Here is a 19029-nt window from a genome sequence, read left to right as displayed (position 1 = left end):
AGCTAAATTATTTCGCCCTTAAAGATTAAATTTGCCTTGCTACTTGTAACGCTTCAAATATTGCGCGTTTAGCATCAATAGCAGCAGCGAGTTTAGCGCCACCAATAACATGTACTTTGGCGTTCTCTGCTTGTGCCTTAAATAACTCGTCGTTAGACACTTGACCAATACAGGCAATAACCGTATCAACTGGCAGTACTTGAGTTTCACCAGCAACACTAATGGTTAGGCCGTTTTTATCAAAACTATGGTATTGGCAGTCTGCAATTTGTTTAACACCATGTTGTTTGGCAACTTGCCGATGGATCCAACCAGTAGTTTTACCTAAGTCACCACCAAAGCGCCCTGCACTGCGTTTTAGCATATAGAGTTGACGTTCATCTTTATGCGGCTGAGGTTCACACTCTATGCCCCATTGGGTTTTAAAGTCGCTGATGCTTTGTGATTTGTGTTCACTTAAAAATGCCACCATATCAAAACCAATACCGCCTGCGCCTAATATAGCAATAGAATTACCCAGCTCTACTTCACCGCGTATAACTTCATCGTAAGCAAATACACGCTTATCATCGCTGCATTTAATCGTAGCTTCACGTGGTCTTACACCAGTTGCAAATACCACATCATCAAACTCAGCTAGCATACTGTCACTAAATGCTTTACCTAATTCAATGGTTACATTTAGACGCTTAAGTTCATTACTAAAATAAGCTAATGTATGATTGAAGTCTTCTTTACCAGGTATTTGCATAGCTAAATTGAATTGCCCACCCATATGTTGCTTTTGGTCAATCAGGGTTACATTGTGCCCTTTTTGCGCTAAGTAACAGCTAGACGATAAACCTGCAGGCCCTGCGCCAACCACTAATACATTTTTAGCTTTCTCTGCTTTTTCTAACGGGTAATCAAGCTCAAAACCTGCTTGTGGATTTACTAAACAGGTAGCGCGCTTACCTTTAAATACATGATCTAAACAACCCTGATTACAACCAATACAAATATTAATATGCTCAGATTGCTTAGCCGCGTATTTATTAAAAAATTCAGGATCAGCTAATAATGGACGCGCCATAGAAATTAAATCAGCTTCGCCAGCATTTAAAATATCATTAGCAATCTCTGGGGTATTAATGCGGTTTACCGCAATAACAGGCACGCTAATAACATCTTTTAAACGCTTTGACGCTTCTTTAAATGCACCCGGTGGCACCATACTCGCAATTGTAGGTACGCGCGCTTCATGCCAACCAATTCCGGTATTAAAAATATCAACACCCGCTTTTTCAAGTGCAACCGCTTGTTGAGTTACTTCATCAGGGGTTGAACCATTAGGGATTAAATCTATAACGGAGAGTCTAAAAATAATTAAAAATTTATCCGATACTTTTGCTCTTACTGCTTTTACAATTTCAACGGCTAAACGCATTCTGTTTTCAAGGCTGCCGCCAAATTCGTCGTTTCGTTTATTAGTATGCGGTGCCATAAACTCATTAATCAAATAACCTTCTGAGCCCATTACTTCCACGCCATCGTAACCAGCCTTTTCAGCCAAATAAGCCGAGTGAGCAAAATCTTTAATCGTTTTCTTAATTGAACTTAAAGACATTTCCTTTGGTTTATATGGATTAATCGGAGCTTTTATAGCACTTGGTGCCTGATTAAAAGGGTGATACGCATAACGCCCAGCATGTAATAATTGCAAACATATTTTACCACCATGTTGATGAACAGCTTGCGTATATGCACGATGCTTAAATACATCGTAATAACTATTAAATGATGAAGAAATAGGCGTTAACTTACCGCGTAAGTTAGGGCTGTAGCCTCCGGTAATAAGCATCGCAGTGCCACCTTTGGCACGTGCTTCATAAAAGGCACGAAGGCGTTTACGATTGTGCCAACCTTCTTCAAGGCCGGTATGCATTGATCCCATTACTAAACGGTTGCGTAGTTGTGTGTGTTTTAGTTCTAGTTTTTGTTCTAACATCCTGTGCCCCAATAACTGGTCTAACCTGTGTGTTTGTTCAATTCTGCTTTAATGACGCAGAATAAGCAATATACGAGCAGCTTAAACTTAAACTTTTTAATTTAAAACACCCTAAATAATCTTGTTTTATGTATAACTGTTAATTGTAAAATACGGCTAAAAGTGACATAAACATTCGTATAATCATAAGTGTAATTGAATTTATAAATGTTTCGTTACGATTTAGCAGTTAAATTAATTTATATTCTAAGCTACTATGGCAATAACGTTTTAGCTGTACGAATTTAAGGAGCTATTTTGATAGCGAAGGTATTTAAAGGTATATGGACAGGGATTAACTTCTCGCGTCGTTTAGTACTAAATTTATTATTTTTATTTTTGGTTATCATTTTCATTGTCTCAGTATCAAGTGACGGCGATAAAATCATTGTCGAAGAGGGTTCTGTCCTCAGGCTCAACCTAAACGGTCCTATTGTGGAAGAAAAAACCTACGTAGACCCTATAGAAGCGGCCATTAATGATGCAACAGCAAGCGCTGATACGCCTACTGAAATACTGCTTGATGATGTCATTGAAGTAATCAATGAGGCGTCACAAGACTCTCGTATCAGCGCAATTTTGCTTGATTTACAAGAAATGCCAAAAGCGCACTTAAATAAGCTTAAGCAAATTACAAAAGCACTTGATACATTTAAAGCAACTGGAAAAAAAGTAATTGCCTCAGGCTATTACTATACCCAAGCGCAATATTACATTGCCGCGCATGCAGACGAAATTGCGATGCACCCTTACGGGAGTGTGCTTATTGAAGGCTACGGTATGTACCCGCTTTACTTCAAAGATGCATTAGAAAAATTAGAAGTCACTCAGCATATATTTCGTGTAGGTACCTTCAAATCTGCCGTTGAACCGTTTATCAGAAACGATATGTCAGAAGCTGCTAAAGAAGCAAACCGCGTATGGTTAGGTGCTTTATGGAACGAATATAAGCAAGATGTAAGTGCGGTGCGTCCATTTGACGAATCAAATTTTGATGAAAAAATGGATACTTATTTAGCCAAAATGCAGGCAGCCAATGGTGATGCGGGTAAATACGCGCTGGATAATAAATGGGTTGATTCTCTCAAAACTAATCAACAAATTCGTCAACAATTAATTGATCTAGTTGGCGCTGAGGAAGATGGTAAAACATTTAAACAAGTGTCTTTTGGTGAATACTTAAGCTTAGTTAAGCCGCCAATTGAGTTTGATAACCCAATGACAGAAAAAGTCGCTGTGGTTGTAGCTAAAGGTACCATCGTAGACGGTGAGCGTCGTGCCGGTGAGATTGGCGGTGATTCAACAGCTGCACTATTACGCAAGGCACGCCTTGACGATAAAGTAAAAGCAGTCGTGTTACGTATTGATTCTGGCGGTGGCAGCATGTTTGCCTCTGAAGTTATTCGTGCTGAAGTATTGGCACTTAAGGCCGCAGGCAAACCAGTCATTGCTTCAATGAGCTCAGTAGCTGCATCAGGTGGTTATTGGATTGCATCAGCGGCAAATGAAATTTGGGCAGCACCTAGTACGATTACCGGCTCAATCGGTGTATTTGGTACCTTTATGACTTTTGAAGATACCTTAGCTAAAATCGGTGTTTACTCTGATGGTGTAGCGACTACAGAAATGGCTGGTTTTTCAATAACTCGTCCACTAAATGAAAAAATGGCACAAGTGATTCAAATGAGTGTTGAAGAAGCTTATGAACGTTTTTTAAATGTCGTTGCCGATGCACGTAATATGACCCCTGAGCAAGTTGATAAAATTGCCCAAGGCCGCGTTTGGATTGCATCGCAGGCTCAAGAGCTTGGTTTAGTTGACAAGCTGGGTAACAAGCAAGACGCTATCAAAGCGGCTGCAGAGCTTGCTAAACTTAACTTCTATGAAGTTAAAACAATTAAACAATCACTTAGCCCTCAAGAACAAATGCTCCAAGATATTTTTGGTAGCGCCGCGGTTAAATCAGTGCTTGGACTTGAAACACAAAAATCAGCAGTACTAGCTAGTCAAGCTAACCTGCAAAGCGTGATTAAGCAATTAAGCAGCGAAGTAGAAAACCTGAAAGATTATAACGATCCACAAGGTGTTTACGCGCGCTGTTTAGAATGTACAGTTGCACAATAATGCCCTAACAGGCTGTATTGATTAGCACTTAGCGTTATACTAAGCCCAGTTTTTTTACTGGGCTTTTTTTATGAAACATAAACGCATTTACATCGCTTATACTGGCGGTACTATAGGAATGAAAAAATCAATCCGCGGCTATATTCCTGCCGAAGGTTTTTTAACCGAAACTGTCTTTAATAACGCAGAATTTAATCGTGAAGAAATGCCATTATTCGATATTCATGAATACTGCCCACTGATTGACTCTTCAGATATGTCTCCTGCCCACTGGCAACTTATTGCTGATGACATAAAAAGTAAGTACCAAGATTACGACGGCTTTGTAGTGCTGCATGGTACAGATACCATGGCCTATACGGCATCGGCTTTATCGTTTATGTTTGAAAACTTAACAAAGCCTATTATCGTGACCGGCTCACAAATTCCGCTCTCTCAATTACGCTCAGATGGTCAAGTTAACCTACTTAATGCCATGTATTTAGCAGCTAACTACCCGATAGCAGAAGTCAGTTTGTTTTTTAATAATCAATTATTTAGAGGCAACCGTGCAACTAAAGCACATGCCGATGGATTTGATGCATTCGCCTCCCCTAACCTAGAGCCATTAGCGCTGTCTGGCATTAATATTCAACTGATCAAAGGTCAGTTAAGCCCGTATGTAGAAAATGAATTACAAGTTGCGCAGATCACTCCTCAAGCCATTGGTGTATTGTATTTATACCCTGGGATCAGCAAAGAAGTGGTTAAAAGCTTAGTTAATGGCAACATTAAAGCATTGGTGCTGCTGAGCTTTGGTGTGGGTAATGCACCGCAAGACCCTGAGTTTTTGGATATACTTGATGAAGCGAGTAAGCGCGGCGTTATTATCACAAACCTCACTCAATGCCTAAAAGGGCAAGTGAATATGGGCGGGTATGCCACAGGAAATGCGCTACTCAATATAGGCGTGATCAGTGGTTTTGATATGACCTTAGAAGCCTGTTTAACTAAACTGCATTATCTTTTTAGTCAAAACTTAGAGGTCGAAACGATTCGCCATTTAATGCAAGATAATTTGCGGGGTGAGTTAACTCGTTAGGTGTTCACCTAAACGAATAACAAAAAAGGACGCTATTTAGCGTCCTTTTTATTTACTTAGATTTTATTAACGAACTTTTGCGTCAATATCAACTAAGTCAGTTAAATGACACGTTTCACCACTGTGGGTCTTAATGCCATGCTCACCAAAGTAATCACGCTGGGCTTGTACTAAATGCCCATTACTTGGTGTTGTTAACGTTGCTAAGTAGGTTTGTGTTGCACTTAGCACAGGGAATGCCAGACCCGTCATGACTGCTTGGCCCGTTACTTTACGCATTGCGAGCGACTCTTTTTCAAGAGTATCAATAAACTCAACACCTTGCGCTACACTGTCTAAGTAATCTGCACGAATAATACACCCTGCACGCCAGGTTTGTAGTGTTTTGGCTAAATCAACTTTCCACTGATGGGTACGTGAAGCACCTTTAATTAATGCAAGTCCTTGACGATACGCTAGTAAACTTGCAAGAGTAAATGCATCTTTCAATTCATCTAAATCAATATCAACTTGCGTGGTATTTTGCGCGCTATACGTCATCTCTTGTGCAGCAGTGGTATTGCATGCATTAGTTAAATGGCGTGCTTGAACAGCGGCTACTAATGACGGTACCGCAATACCCAATTCAAGTGCATTTTGAGCTGTCCATAAACCAGTACCTTTTGCGCCAACTTTGTTATCAATTAAGTCAACAAGGGGCACATTTTGCGAATTTTCAAGTGACAAAATATGGCTAGAAATTGACAATAAATAGCTATTTAACTGGCCTTGTGACCATTCATTAAATATCTCAGCAATTTCTTTTGGCGAGCGCTTAGTTCCATGACGAAGTAACTGATACACTTCAGCAATAAGTTGCATCAGTGCGTATTCAATTCCATTATGAACCATTTTTACAAAATGACCGCTGGCTGATTGACCAACGCGAGCAAAACACGACTCGCCTTTGTAGCTTGCAGCAACTTTTGTAAACCATGGCTCGACACGCTCCCAGCCACCTTCAGAACCACTTGCCATCATAGCTGGCCCATGACGCGCACCCTCAGCACCACCTGAAATACCCATGGTGGCAAACTCAAACTTGTCTTGGTATTTTAGCTTGCGATTAATTCCGTCTTTGTAATTACTGTTACCGCAGTCAACAATAATATCACTACATTGAACACCCGCTTCAATCAGCTCATTGCAAACCGCATCAACCAACTCACCCGCAGGTACAAGTAATAAAATAGAACGCGGTGTTTCTAAACGCCTAACCATATCCCCTAGATCAGAGACAATGTGAAGTTTGTCAGCCATGCCTTGTGACTTAGCACAGCTTAATAATTCTTCACCCGCATTTGGGTTTTTGTCATAAGCGACCAGCGTTATCCCTTTTTCAATCAAGTTCAGGGCAAGATTTTTCCCCATAACGCCTAACCCTACTAATGCAACTTGCATTTAGTGCCCTCCTCGGTAACAACTATTTGGTTAGTAAATTAAAATAATACCGCGTGCATTATACTCAGGCCTTAACCATGAGCAAAGCTACATGCATTTATTACAGTTAAAATAAACACTGCAATTATATCAAACAACCGCCCTCACAGGGGAAGAAATAGCGCTGCTATTTAAATTTTTAGATCATTGACGCCCTGTGACACCGGTGTCATAATGATGACATATTCATTTTGTATATAATAGTCGCAATGTTATAAAAATTGCATAAAACTAAAAATTACTATTTAACCTGAAATCTTCTTTGAAGATTTATTAAGTAGTCACTAAAACAAAATAACCGTCAACTTGCTTAAAATAAGCGCACAGGAGAATTTAATGTTAAGACGTACAAAAATAGTCGCGACACTTGGACCTGCAACAGACAGAGATAATAACTTAGAAAAAATTATTCGCGCAGGCGCTAATGTCGTTCGATTAAACTTCTCACACGGTGTTGCACAAGATCACAAAGACCGTGCACAAGCTGTTAGAGATATAGCCGCTAAACTGGGTAAGCACGTTGCAATTCTTGCTGACCTACAAGGTCCTAAAATCCGTGTTTCAACCTTTAAAGAAGGTAAAGTAACTTTAGCGGTCGGTGCAAAATTCATCCTTGATGCAAAAATGGAAAAAGGTGAAGGCGATATTAACGCCGTTGGTATCGATTATAAAGAGCTACCACAAGATGTAGCTCCTGGTGATTTACTCCTTTTAAACGATGGCTTAATTCAGCTTACTGTAGAACATGTTGAAGGTCATTTAGTGCACACTGTGGTTACTGTGGGTGGGGTGCTCTCGAACAATAAAGGGATTAATCGTTTGGGTGGTGGTTTAACTGCACCCGCGTTTACCGACAAAGACAAAGAAGACTTAATAACTGCGGCTGAAATTAATGTTGATTATATTGCCGTTTCTTTCCCTCGAAGTGGCGATGACATGCGTTATGTACGCTCTCTTGCAGAGGCTGCAGGCTCTAATGCACAGCTTTTAGCTAAAATTGAACGTGCTGAAGCAGTAGAAACACAAGAAGCAGTAGATGATATCATTTTAGCGTCTGACGCTGTGATGGTTGCTCGTGGTGATTTAGGTGTTGAGATTGGTGACGCAGCTTTAATGGGCAAACAAAAACTCATTATTCGTCGCGCACGCTCGCTTAATCGTACTGTTGTAACAGCCACGCAAATGATGGAATCGATGATCGATAACCCAATGCCAACTCGTGCAGAGGTTATGGATGTTGCCAACGCAGTGCTTGATGGCACCGATGCGGTCATGCTTTCAGCGGAAACAGCCGCTGGTGATTACCCAGAAGAAACGGTTGCCACAATGGCACGTGTTTGTTTAGGTGCTGAGTCGCAAAAAGAAACCCATGTTTCTAAGCATCGTTTAGATAGCCGTTTCTCTTCTAATGCGGAATCAATTGCTCTCTCTGCAATGTATGCAGCTAATCACTTAGACTCTGTGAAAGCGATTATCACCCTAACAGAATCAGGTAGTACAGCAAAACTTATGTCGCGTATTAGCTCTGGTTTACCCATTTACTCACTTTCACGTCATCCGAGTACATTAGGGCAAACAGCACTATATCGTGGTGTTTACCCGGTGTTTTTTGACTCTACCAAATGTGAAAAAGATAATATGGTTAAAGATGCATTAAACACGTTAGTGGCTGCAGGTTCACTGCAAACAGGCGACACCGTGATTATCACTCATGGTGATGCAATGGAAACAATTGGTGCAACCAATACAATGAAGATAGTGACAGTGTCGTAAAAGTCACAATAAAAAACGCGAGCTAATTGCTCGCGTTTTTTTATGCTATTTATTAAAGTTAGCTAGCTAATGCTGCTTTTACTTTATCACGGTAACTTCTACTTACTTTAAGCTCTTGTCCGTTATCTAACACTAATAAATATTCACCACTAACCTGAGTTACCAGCTTGCTAATTTGTTTGGTGTTAACAATTGCGCTGCGATGCACACGAACAAATAGATTTGGATCTAATTCTTGTTCAAGCTCTTTCATGGTTTTACGTAATATATGCGTTTGCCCGTCTTGGCAATGCAAACACATATAATCACCTGCCGCATCTACCCACTGTATCGTGGCAACGGGCACTCTAACAATTTCGCCCTGCTCTTTTACTGCTAGTGACTCAGGGTAACGCCGATCAGTTAAGGTATCACCTGTGGCTAATTTCTTTAAAATTTCTTCGCAGTTATTACCCGTTATCCCAGCTACAAAACTGGCTAATTTTTTCTTATGGGCGTTATCCTGCTGAGTTTTTAAATAGGTATGCACTTTTTCTACCGCCTGTTTTAATCTGTTATCATCAACGGGTTTTAAAATGTAATCTAAAGCATGAATTTCAAATGCTTTAACAGCAAAGTGGTCAAACGCAGTCACAAATACAATGGCAGGCAAGTCTTTACTACTTTCACTCAATGCACGCGCTACCTCAAAGCCATTCATGCCTGGCATTTGAATATCTAAAAATACGAGGTCAATTTTTTCGTTTTTGCAACTTTCGATCGCATCAAATCCTGAGCTACATAGTTTGATCACTTCAATATCAGAAAACTCTTCAAGCCTAACGGCTAAGCCTTTACGTGCTAATGGTTCATCATCAACAATCAGCGTTTTTATTCTTGTCATTTCTTCACAGCCTTCTCAAACGGAACTCGCAGATTAACTTTCAATCCACTTGGCGTATTATGTGATAATACAAACGAGTAATTATTTTCGTAGAGCGTTTTTAATCTGTCTTGGGTGTTTGCTACACCCACGCCTTGTGCATTAACTAACTGGCCATTTACAATTTCAGTGCCAGGGCCATTATCGCCCACTTCAAGTAATAATTCATTAGCAAATACTTGTGCTTTTATATCAATAACGCCACCTTCTGCCATGTGAGCAATAGCGTACTTAATAGCATTTTCAATGATCGGTTGTAATATTAAGCTAGGTACCAATGCTTGTTGAGCTTGCTCACTCACATCAACATTAACCTGTAACCGTTCATCAAAGCGCACACGTTCAATCTCTAAATACAGCATTAATGCATGTAACTCTTGCTCTAGTGGCACTTTTTTAATTGGATCAGTATTGAGTGTATAACGCAAAAAGTCACTCAGCTTAGATACCATTAAATTAGCATCTTTGTTTTCTTTTACCAAAATTAAAGTGGAAATAGCATTGAGGGTGTTAAATAAAAAGTGAGGGTTTAACTGATATCTGAGCATTTTTAACTGCGCTTCGTGCGCCATTGTAGTTGCTTTTAACGCTTTTTGGCGTTCACTTTGTAGTAACTGGTAATACTTAACCCCAAAGTACAAGCCACTCCAACACAAAATAATATAAACGGAGTCTAGCCCTTGTTGTAAATAATAGAACCATTCTTCAGGGCGATAGCCGTGTCGATAAATTTCCCACAAGTTAAACTTTTGTACCACCGCCCAGAGCGTACCAGTTACATACGAAGCACCAAATACAACAATGATTAAGACCCAAGGCGAGGCATTCCAAATTTTGCGATATATATAACGCAAAGGGACAGTCATTAAACAGCCTGCATAGGCATTAAGTAAAATAACGAATACGTAAATATCACGCATTTCGAATACTTTAGATCCAATGTAATTAACTAACGCATACCCTATCCAGCCAGCGATTTGCAAAAGCCAGAAAAAGCGTTGTCTGTTATCAATTAAAGACTGCCAATTCAAAATTAATTATTACCTTATAAATTTGTTATTATTATATCGATTTATCAACGTGTATAGCACTACCAACTGTCTTACTTTTTAATAGCCCTATCGCAAACGATAACGTTGTCTGATGCTTTTGCGGTTAAGCGATTCATTGAGCTATATGCATAAAAAAAGCGAAAGGTATGTACCTTTCGCTTCTCAATGTTTACTTTTTATTTATTAAGCAAGTTTGTCTGAAGCAACTTTATAAGTTGGATCTTCAATTACGTTTACTTCCACTAAATCACGTGCTTTATGAAGTAGTTCAGTACAGTCTTTGCTTAAGTGACGTAAATGCAACTTTTTACCCGCTTTATTGTACTTATCAGCTAGGCTATCAATTGCTTCTATTGCACTGTGATCCGCAACACGGCTGTATTTAAACTCAACAATAACGTCTTTAGGGTCGTTCTTTACATCAAATAAATCAGCAAAGTTTTTAACTGAGCCAAAGAATAAAGGCCCGTGTAACTCGTACACTTTTGAACCTTCTTTATCAATATAGTTCGTTGTGTAGATATGTTTAGCATGCTGCCAAGCAAACACTAATGCAGACACAATAACACCCACACACACAGCAATGGCTAAGTCAGTGATAACCGTCACACCCGATACTAAAACAATTACAAATGCGTCAGATAAAGGCACGCGTTTCATCATTTTAAAACTTGCCCATTCAAATGTACCCAGTACCACCATAAACATAACACCAACTAATGCCGCTAGTGGGATCATTTCAATTAAACTTGAGGCAAAGATAATAAACGCAAGTAACATCAGCGCAGCACTAATACCAGATAAACGCGAACGACCACCTGAATTAATGTTAATCATAGATTGACCAATCATGGCACAGCCACCCATTGCACCAAAGAAACCACATGTAACGTTTGCCGCACCTTGTCCAATACATTCTTTGTTAGAATGGCCACGTGTTTCTGTAATTTCGTCAATCAAGCTTAGCGTTAACAGCGATTCAATTAAGCCAATTGCTGCAAGAATAAGCGCATATGGGAAGATAATTTGTAGTGTTTCTAAATTAAAAGGCACCATAGGAATATGAAACTGCGGTAAACCACCGGCAATCGTTGCAGCTTCATTACCTGTCATACCTTTTAAGAAATCAAGTACTGTACGCGCTTCTAAGTCAAGGCCAATAACTAAGCCAGTTACCGTCACAATGGCAACCAGTGACGAAGGGACTGCAGTCGTTAATTTTGGCAAAAAGTGAATAATAGCCATAGTTAGCGCTACTAAACCGAGCATAATGTACATTGCACTGCCCGTCATCCATTCTTGACCGCCAGCACCATCAGGTACTTTAAACTGCCCAAGCTGTGCTAAAAATATAACTATCGCTAAGCCATTTACAAAACCGAGCATCACCGGATGTGGAACCATACGTATAAACTTACCGAGCTTAAATACCCCAGCCAATATTTGTAATAGCCCCATCAGCAACACAGTGGCAAATAGATATTCCACTCCGTGATCCAGTACTAAACTTACCATTACAACCGCAAGCGCACCGGTTGCACCCGAAATCATACCTGGACGACCACCAAAAATAGCCGTAATTAAGCCAACAATAAATGCGGCATATAAACCAACAAGGGGTTCTACATTTGCAACAAAGGCAAATGCAACAGCTTCTGGGATCAAGGCAAGTGCCACGGTCAATCCAGAGAGAATATCGTTTTTAGCAGAGCTTGGCGCCCTACTGAGTAAGTTAAACATTGAGTTCCTCAGTTTTATTTAGCTGACAAAAAAAGCGCTGAATTCTATCAAATTAGCGCTCATTTCACAATTATAGTTAATGCAGCCGATTTGTTTATCATCGGCTTATTTTTATTTTACAGTGGTAAGGCTGTACTACGTTTTACACAGGTCATGGTCACGTTAGAATGAACCTCTTGGACGTACTCTAAGCTAAGTAGGTTATCGCGTACAAAGTGCTCATAACCTTCTATGCCTTGAGAAATAATACGCAACATAAAGTCCATAGTACCCGCCATAGTGTAACATTCAGTCACTTCATCATAGCTAAGTATCAGTTTTTCAAACTCGGCTAGATTCTTTTTACCATGGTTTGATAAACGTACATGGGCGTAAACCAACATATCAAAGCCCAGCTTTTTTTCATCAAGCAATGCGACTTTACTTTTGATGTAGCCATCTTGTTCTAATTTAGCAATACGACGCCAACAAGGAGACTGAGATAGGCCTACTTTATCTGCAATTTCAGCGGTTGATAAACTTGCATCTTGTTGTAAAAGTGCCAATATTTGGCGATCTACGTGATTTAGAGACATTTTATTTCTTATTTATCTAATAAATTGGTTAAATTATACAGCCTTTTTAAAAAGCAGTCTGCATATTTTTAACAATTAAACACATCAACCAAATTGACCACTTACAAACGGATTGGTTGCCTTCTCATTGGCGACATCGGTATCTTCACCATGGCCACTTAAAATTGCGGTACTCAGTGGCAACGTCATTATATGGGCCTGTATTGAGCTAATAAGCTGCTTACTGTCTCCTTTTGGAAAATCAGTACGACCGACTGAGCCTTTAAATATAACATCACCCACAATAACGGTGCTTTGCGTATCTTGATAAAATACAACGTGTCCTGGGGTGTGCCCTGGGCAATGCAGTACTTTAAATGCAAGCTGACCAACTTGTACGGTATCACCATGTGCTAGCCATTCATCTGGGTAAAAAGCACTGATAGGCTTAAATCCAAACATTGTGGCTTGCATTGGCAAGTTATCAAACCAAAAGCGCTCATCCTTATGTGGGCCAATAATCTTTATATTATGTTGCTCACGTAAACTATGAGCACCACCCACATGGTCTAAGTGTCCATGGGTTAACCAGATGGCTGACAAGCTCAAGTTATGCTGTGTTAGTGTTGCATTAATTTTGTCAACATCACCACCGGGATCTACCACCACAGCTTGCTGGGTTTGTTCGCATACTATAATTCGGCAATTTTGCATAAACTGCGTAACGGGAATTGTGATTATTTTCATCTTATATTTCTTTATTTTTTTGCGCTGGAATGACTATATCTTGTTCATATGACATTAAAATTGGGTATTTTAAATAAGCTTGATCGTAAAACGGGCTATATTCATAGAGCCAATTTAAGCGCGCCTCAGGATCTGTAGCAAATGCTTTATCTAGCTTAAGTTTTTTATTAAATGCCTCTGCTAATTTCGGATCATCACTGAGCATTTTCTCAGCAAATGGGAGCAATGCGTAATTTTCCATATACTCTGTTCGCTGAAAAATCGTATTAAATTCACCCCATGCAAAAAAAGAGTCAGGTGCTTCTGGATGCAATAAATGCACAGCTAACTCGCCTGCTTTTTGTTGGGTACTGACTTCAAACCAACCATCTAAATCGACATTCGTGGCCGGTTCATAGTTAAAACGTGCCGACACTCTAAATCGCCCTTCAAAGGGTGCTTTATCAAAGCTATATTGCGCCACTTTTGCCATTTTTAACGGCTGAGTATTGGCGCCACTGAGTTTATTAATTGATACCCCATGTAAAGCAAGCTTTTCGATAATATCGGTATACACTGGCGGGATAAAAAACGATTTAGGGACTTCAACCGTGTGCTGTACTTCTTTTTGCCAAAAAATAGGCAGCTTGTCATAATCTTGCTTTTTACCTAAATAACTTACTTCCTGCTGATTTGACAAAGCATTCATATTCTTAGAATAAGCAATGCCTTTAAATTTGATATGATCAGCTTGCTCAGCGTAACCACGTTTAACAATTAATTGCTTAGGCACAAATTGCTGTTCTTTTTTTACCGCATTGGCGAGTTTATCTTTATGGGTTGCTAACGCTTCAATAGCACCATCTATAAATACATAAGTCCCTAGCACGCGTTGCTTATAGGGTTTTAAAGAATGGTTTTCGACTAAAATAGTTGGCAATGACTTTAAATCACCCCAGCCATTTGAAAAACGAGGCGTTGCCACCCAACCTGCTAAACCTGATTTAAACTCTTGTTTATCCATAACAAACACTAAAGGGCCAGGGATATGTCCTTGCTCAGTTAAGGTGTGGTCAATTACAGGTTTAAAATAACGGTTGAGCGCATCCGAAATAGCAGGCGACTCGCTAGCAAATACTGGGTTATAGCCGTAGGTGACATCATATTGGTAATCGGCCCCATCAGTCACATGCACGTCTATATATAAATTAGGATTATAATCGTTAATGACTGCAAGTACGCTTTTAACCTCGGGGGTATCTAATTTAGTGAAATCACGATTTAAATTAAGGTTATTAGCATTTGTTCTAAAACCCATTTTTACTGGGCCGCGCTGATTGATTCGATTAAATGCACTACTGCGTTCATGCCCATCGACATTAAGAATGGGAATAAATAAAATGTTTACCTTTTTTAATATATCGCGACGTTTACCCGTGGCAATATCTCTAAGCAACATAAACATTGCATCTTTACCATCAATCTCACCGGCGTGAATACCAGCCTGAATAAGCACAGTTGGTTTAGTGCTGTTAGCCATTTGCCCAGCATCAAAAAAGCCTTGTTCGCTGGCAATCAACATTTTTATTGCACGTTTACTATTACTATAGCCAATCGTTTTTGATTTAAATTGAGTGGGATTAGCCGCTACCAACCTATCAACAAATGCCATGGTATCAGCATAATTAGGAGACGAGACTCCTGCAGAAATTTCAAAGTCTGTGGTTAAAGGTCCCTGTTGTTGCAATAGCGATGTGCTCGCACCTTCCCATGGTAATAATGGCGGTAAATGACTGTTATTCGCCATACTTGCAGATAAAACCAATAAACTTATAAACATATACTTCTCTAGCAAACGCATTAATTAAAAAAATTATAGCAATTAAAGCTTTTTAGATGCCAAAACTGCGGTAGTTCAACAAAAAAATGCAGCCAATTGCAGTTTCCTTTGATTATTTGTTCAAGTCCTAGTCAAGTGCTGATAAAAACATAATTAATATCAACCTTAAGAGCAACAATGAACATGCCTAAAATTCTGGTTTAGCTAGTTAAGTTAAATGGATACACGGCACTAAAAGGTATGACATAGCTAAAACAGTAAATAGCAGGCACAAAAAAAGGAGCCATAGGCTCCTTTTCAATACTTATACAAAAACTTAAGCTGCCGCTAGGCCTTCTTTTGCTTTTGCTACAAGCGCTGCGAATGCAACTTGGTCGTAAACAGCGATATCTGCAAGGATCTTACGATCGATTTCTACAGATGTCTTTTTAAGACCATTAATAAAACGGCTGTAAGACAGACCATTTTGACGTGAAGCAGCATTGATACGTGCAATCCATAATTGACGGAAAGTACGTTTCTTAGCACGGCGGTCACGGTAAGCGTATTGACCCGCTTTAGTAACAGCCTGGAAAGCTACGCGGTAAACACGTGAACGTGCTCCGTAGTAACCTTTCGCTTGTTTTAAAACTTTTTTGTGACGTGCACGTGCGACAACGCCGCGTTTAACTCTTGCCATTTCTAAAAACCCCTATTAAGCGAATGGTAACATACGTGAAACTAGACCATGGTCATTTTTATGAACCATCATCTTAGGACGTAGGTGTAACTTACGCTTAGAAGTTTTCTTAGTCAGAATGTGACGAAGATGCGCTTGTTTACGCTTGAAACCGCCAGAAGCAGTCTTTTTGAAACGCTTAGCTGCGCCTCTGTGACTTTTTAGCTTGTAAGCCATTGCAATAACTCCAATTGTATTGCTTTAAAATTAGTAAGAAGGCGTGAGATATATTGCTATAGCTCCACTTTAAAGGCCTAACTTACTGCTATGTTCCGGTGAAAACCCGATATAAATACCGCAATTTTACTTTAAAACCGGTTAACTCAGGTGGACATTTTCATATCACTTGCAAACCTGAGCTAAATTCGGTGCGTATTATCGCCTAATTATTACTTTTTAGCAACCGGCGCCATCATCATAACCATTTGACGGCCTTCAACACGATTTGGGAAAGATTCAACAACTGCTAATTCTTCTAAATCGGTTTTAATACGGTTTAATAATTCGATACCAATTTCTTGGTGAGCCATTTCACGACCACGGAAGCGGATAGTTATCTTAGCTTTATCGCCAGCTTCTAAGAACTTGCGTAAGTTGCGTAGCTTAACCTGATAATCACCTTCATCCGTACCTGGACGGAATTTGATTTCTTTAATCTGGATCTGCTTTTGCTTCTTCTTCTGCTCTTTTAGTTCTTTGCTTTTTTCAAAGATGAACTTACCGTAATCCATAACCTTACAAACAGGCGGCTCAGCATTTGGACTGATCTCTACAAGATCAACACCCGCTGCATCAGCCATAGCTTGCGCGTCTTTTAATGACTGAATTCCAGCTTGTTCGCCGTCGATGTCGATTAAACGAACTTCTTGCGCTGTAATTTCTTCGTTAATACGATTTTTTTGAGCTGTTTGTTGCCCTTTCTTGCCGCCTCTAATAGTACGTTCCTCCAAGAATATCAATAATATAAGCGTGTAGCTGGCTATTTTTGCTTGCCCTACACGCTCGATTTTTACTGTCGATTTTTGATTTCTTCACTAATTTTAGTTACAAAATCATCGACATTAAATTTGCCTAGGTCTTCACCTGTGCGAGTTCGTACTGCTACTTCTTGTTGCTCAACTTCTTTGTCGCCAACAACCAATAAGTAAGGAATACGCTTAAGTGTATGCTCACGGATTTTAAAGCCAATCTTCTCATTTCTCAAGTCAGCAGCGGCTCTAATTCCAAGTTTATTTAATTTTTGTACAATTTCCTGAACATACGGTGCTTGTTTATCGGTGATATTCATAATCACCACTTGCTTAGGCGCAAGCCACGTTGGGAATAAACCAGCATACTCTTCTGTTAAAATACCGATGAAACGCTCAATAGACCCTAATATAGCGCGGTGTATCATAACAGGTGTACGTCGTTCGTTATTTTCAGCCACATATGTTGCGCCTAAACGACCAGGTAATGCAAAGTCTAGTTGCACTGTACCACACTGCCACGCTCTGTCTAAGCAATCGTACAAAGTAAATTCAATTTTAGGACCATAAAACGCCCCTTCACCTGGTAGGTAATCAAATTCAATGTCGTTTGCTTTAAGTGCATCAGCAAGTGCAATCTCAGCTTTGTCCCACATTTCATCTTCGCCAATACGTTGCTCTGGACGAGTTGAAAGTTTAACTACAATTTTTTCAAAGCCGAATGTTTCATACGTATCGTAAACCATTTTAATACAGGCCGATACTTCATCCATGATTTGCTCTTCAGTACAGAATACATGCGCATCATCTTGGGTAAAGCCACGCACACGCATTAAACCGTGAAGTGCGCCTGATGGCTCGTTACGGTGACAACAACCAAACTCAGCCATACGCAGTGGTAAATCACGGTATGATTTTAAACCTTGGTTAAATATTTGTACGTGACCTGGACAGTTCATTGGCTTAATTGCGTATTCACGCTTTTCAGATTCCGTGGTAAACATGGCTTCTGAATATTTTTCCCAGTGACCTGATTTTTCCCATAACGAACGGTCCATCATCATTGGACCTTTTACTTCTTCGTATTGGTACTCACGTAATTTTTCACGCACAAATTCTTCTAATTCACGGTAAATGCTCCAACCATCGTTGTGCCAAAATACCATGCCTGGCGCTTCTTCTTGCCAGTGCCATAAATCAAGTGCTTTACCAATACGACGGTGATCACGTTTTTCAGCTTCTTCTAAACGCTTTAAGTACGCTTTAAGTTGCTTTTTATCGCCCCACGCTGTGCCGTAAATACGCTGCAGCATTTTATTTTCAGAATCACCACGCCAGTATGCACCTGCTACCTTCATAATTTTGAAGTTTTGGCAGAATTTCATGTTAGGAACGTGTGGTCCACGACACATATCTACGTATTCTTCGTGGTGGTATAAACCTGGGCGATCATCTTGAGCAATATTTTCGTCAAGAATTTCTATTTTGTATGTTTCGCCACGCGCCGCAAACGTGTCGCGTGCTTCTTGCCAGCTAACGGTTTTTTTCACTACATCGTAGTTTGTTTTTGCAAGCTGTAACATACGCTTTTCAATAGCATCAAGATCATCTTGAGATAACGAATGTTCCATATCAATATCATAGTAAAAACCGTTATCGATAGTAGGACCAATCGCCATTTTAGCGTCTGGGAAAAGTTGCTTAACTGCATGACCAATTAGGTGGGCACAAGAATGGCGAATAATTTCTAAACCATCGTCATCTTTTGCTGTAATAATTTCAAGACGAGAGTCGGCTGAAATTAAATCACATGCATCCACGCGTTCGCCATTAACACGACCGGCGATGGTTGCTTTAGCAAGACCAGGGCCGATATCGTTTGCAACATCAAGCGTGCTTACAGGGTTTTCAAAACTACGCTGACTACCGTCAGGGAGAGTAATAACTGGCATTATAAATCCTTACATACAGTGGTGACACCTACAATGTATCACGTGTATTTTTTAATTAATTAAATGAGAATGAC

The 19029-nt window shown here is 39.8% G+C and carries 15 protein-coding genes; 3 read left to right on the top strand and 12 right to left on the bottom strand.

Annotated features, from left to right (window positions below; translation table 11 throughout):
• Positions 1-25: 25 nt before the first annotated feature.
• Positions 26-1987, bottom strand: a complete 1962-nt coding sequence (locus CWB75_RS00610) for an oxidoreductase (RefSeq protein ID WP_138569609.1) — start codon at positions 1985-1987, stop codon at positions 26-28.
• A 297-nt stretch (positions 1988-2284) separates the two neighbouring features.
• On the opposite strand from CWB75_RS00610, the gene sppA reads away from it, so the two are divergent.
• Entirely contained in the window at positions 2285-4150 is a 1866-nt protein-coding gene (sppA, locus tag CWB75_RS00605; RefSeq protein ID WP_138569608.1) for a signal peptide peptidase SppA, read from the top strand.
• A gap of 70 nt (positions 4151-4220) precedes the next feature.
• Positions 4221-5231 carry an asparaginase gene (gene ansA, locus CWB75_RS00600; RefSeq protein WP_138569607.1) on the top strand — a complete coding sequence of 337 codons (1011 nt, stop codon included), beginning with the start codon at positions 4221-4223 and terminating at the stop codon, positions 5229-5231.
• Between the two features lie 66 nt (positions 5232-5297).
• On the opposite strand, the gene gnd is transcribed toward ansA, so the two are convergent.
• Positions 5298-6671: an NADP-dependent phosphogluconate dehydrogenase gene (gene gnd / locus CWB75_RS00595; protein ID WP_010389900.1), complete on the bottom strand. Its 1374-nt coding sequence runs from the start codon at positions 6669-6671 to the stop codon at positions 5298-5300.
• A gap of 375 nt (positions 6672-7046) precedes the next feature.
• Here gnd and pyk point away from each other — a divergent pair, with 375 nt between their 5' ends.
• The gene (gene pyk, locus CWB75_RS00590) at positions 7047-8483 is read left to right on the top strand and encodes a pyruvate kinase (protein ID WP_109874685.1); all 1437 of its coding nucleotides are present in this window, start codon (positions 7047-7049) and stop codon (positions 8481-8483) included.
• 58 nt (positions 8484-8541) lie between these two features.
• Here the strand turns inward: pyk and CWB75_RS00585 are convergent, their stop codons facing one another.
• The 10 genes from CWB75_RS00585 to thrS all read right to left on the bottom strand — a co-directional run bounded on the left by CWB75_RS00585 (position 8542) and on the right by thrS (position 18955).
• Positions 8542-9366 (bottom strand): LytR/AlgR family response regulator transcription factor, encoded by an 825-nt coding sequence (locus CWB75_RS00585; protein ID WP_010389898.1) that lies wholly within the window; start codon positions 9364-9366, stop codon positions 8542-8544.
• Positions 9363-10436 carry a sensor histidine kinase gene (locus tag CWB75_RS00580; RefSeq protein ID WP_010389897.1) on the bottom strand — a complete coding sequence of 358 codons (1074 nt, stop codon included), beginning with the start codon at positions 10434-10436 and terminating at the stop codon, positions 9363-9365. The genes CWB75_RS00585 and CWB75_RS00580 overlap by 4 nt, the downstream gene beginning before the upstream one ends.
• A 204-nt stretch (positions 10437-10640) precedes the next feature.
• Complete coding sequence (locus CWB75_RS00575) at positions 10641-12197, bottom strand: SulP family inorganic anion transporter (protein WP_010389896.1); 1557 nt, start codon at positions 12195-12197, stop codon at positions 10641-10643.
• Between the two features lie 116 nt (positions 12198-12313).
• Complete coding sequence (locus tag CWB75_RS00570) at positions 12314-12772, bottom strand: Lrp/AsnC family transcriptional regulator (protein ID WP_008110469.1); 459 nt, start codon at positions 12770-12772, stop codon at positions 12314-12316.
• Between the two features lie 84 nt (positions 12773-12856).
• Entirely contained in the window at positions 12857-13498 is a 642-nt protein-coding gene (locus tag CWB75_RS00565; RefSeq protein ID WP_138569606.1) for an MBL fold metallo-hydrolase, read from the bottom strand.
• A gap of 1 nt (position 13499) precedes the next feature.
• Complete coding sequence (locus CWB75_RS00560) at positions 13500-15317, bottom strand: M14 family metallopeptidase (protein ID WP_138569605.1); 1818 nt, start codon at positions 15315-15317, stop codon at positions 13500-13502.
• Between the two features lie 316 nt (positions 15318-15633).
• Positions 15634-15996, bottom strand: coding sequence for a 50S ribosomal protein L20 (gene rplT / locus CWB75_RS00555; RefSeq protein WP_008110477.1), 363 nt, complete (start codon positions 15994-15996; stop codon positions 15634-15636).
• A 15-nt stretch (positions 15997-16011) separates the two neighbouring features.
• The gene (rpmI, locus tag CWB75_RS00550) at positions 16012-16212 is read right to left on the bottom strand and encodes a 50S ribosomal protein L35 (protein WP_004587840.1); all 201 of its coding nucleotides are present in this window, start codon (positions 16210-16212) and stop codon (positions 16012-16014) included.
• A gap of 212 nt (positions 16213-16424) precedes the next feature.
• A complete protein-coding gene (gene infC / locus CWB75_RS00545) occupies positions 16425-16985 on the bottom strand; it encodes a translation initiation factor IF-3 (RefSeq protein ID WP_008466946.1) in 561 nt (186 codons plus the stop codon).
• Between the two features lie 59 nt (positions 16986-17044).
• Positions 17045-18955, bottom strand: coding sequence for a threonine--tRNA ligase (gene thrS, locus CWB75_RS00540; RefSeq protein ID WP_138569604.1), 1911 nt, complete (start codon positions 18953-18955; stop codon positions 17045-17047).
• Positions 18956-19029: the final 74 nt, after the last annotated feature.

It is taken from the genome of Pseudoalteromonas sp. S1608, assembly GCF_005887265.1.
Taxonomy (GTDB): domain Bacteria; phylum Pseudomonadota; class Gammaproteobacteria; order Enterobacterales; family Alteromonadaceae; genus Pseudoalteromonas; species Pseudoalteromonas undina.
The sequence above is the reverse complement of the archived record's forward strand: the minus strand, read 5'-3'. Positions and strand labels throughout refer to the sequence as shown.

Bases quoted from the DNA above. Each gene is read 5' to 3' on its own strand.
- CWB75_RS00575 (WP_010389896.1), bottom strand. From the start codon at position 12,197: ATGTTTAACTTACTCAGTAGGGCGCCAAGCTCTGCTAAAAACGATATT.
- CWB75_RS00570 (WP_008110469.1), bottom strand. From the start codon at position 12,772: ATGTCTCTAAATCACGTAGATCGCCAAATATTGGCACTTTTACAACAA.
- CWB75_RS00560 (WP_138569605.1), bottom strand. From the start codon at position 15,317: ATGTTTATAAGTTTATTGGTTTTATCTGCAAGTATGGCGAATAACAGT.
- rpmI (WP_004587840.1), bottom strand. From the start codon at position 16,212: ATGGCTTACAAGCTAAAAAGTCACAGAGGCGCAGCTAAGCGTTTCAAA.
- thrS (WP_138569604.1), bottom strand. From the start codon at position 18,955: ATGCCAGTTATTACTCTCCCTGACGGTAGTCAGCGTAGTTTTGAAAAC.
- rplT (WP_008110477.1), bottom strand. From the start codon at position 15,996: ATGGCAAGAGTTAAACGCGGCGTTGTCGCACGTGCACGTCACAAAAAA.
- CWB75_RS00610 (WP_138569609.1), bottom strand. From the start codon at position 1,987: ATGTTAGAACAAAAACTAGAACTAAAACACACACAACTACGCAACCGT.
- ansA (WP_138569607.1), top strand. From the start codon at position 4,221: ATGAAACATAAACGCATTTACATCGCTTATACTGGCGGTACTATAGGA.
- CWB75_RS00565 (WP_138569606.1), bottom strand. From the start codon at position 13,498: ATGAAAATAATCACAATTCCCGTTACGCAGTTTATGCAAAATTGCCGA.
- gnd (WP_010389900.1), bottom strand. From the start codon at position 6,671: ATGCAAGTTGCATTAGTAGGGTTAGGCGTTATGGGGAAAAATCTTGCC.
- CWB75_RS00585 (WP_010389898.1), bottom strand. From the start codon at position 9,366: ATGACAAGAATAAAAACGCTGATTGTTGATGATGAACCATTAGCACGT.
- pyk (WP_109874685.1), top strand. From the start codon at position 7,047: ATGTTAAGACGTACAAAAATAGTCGCGACACTTGGACCTGCAACAGAC.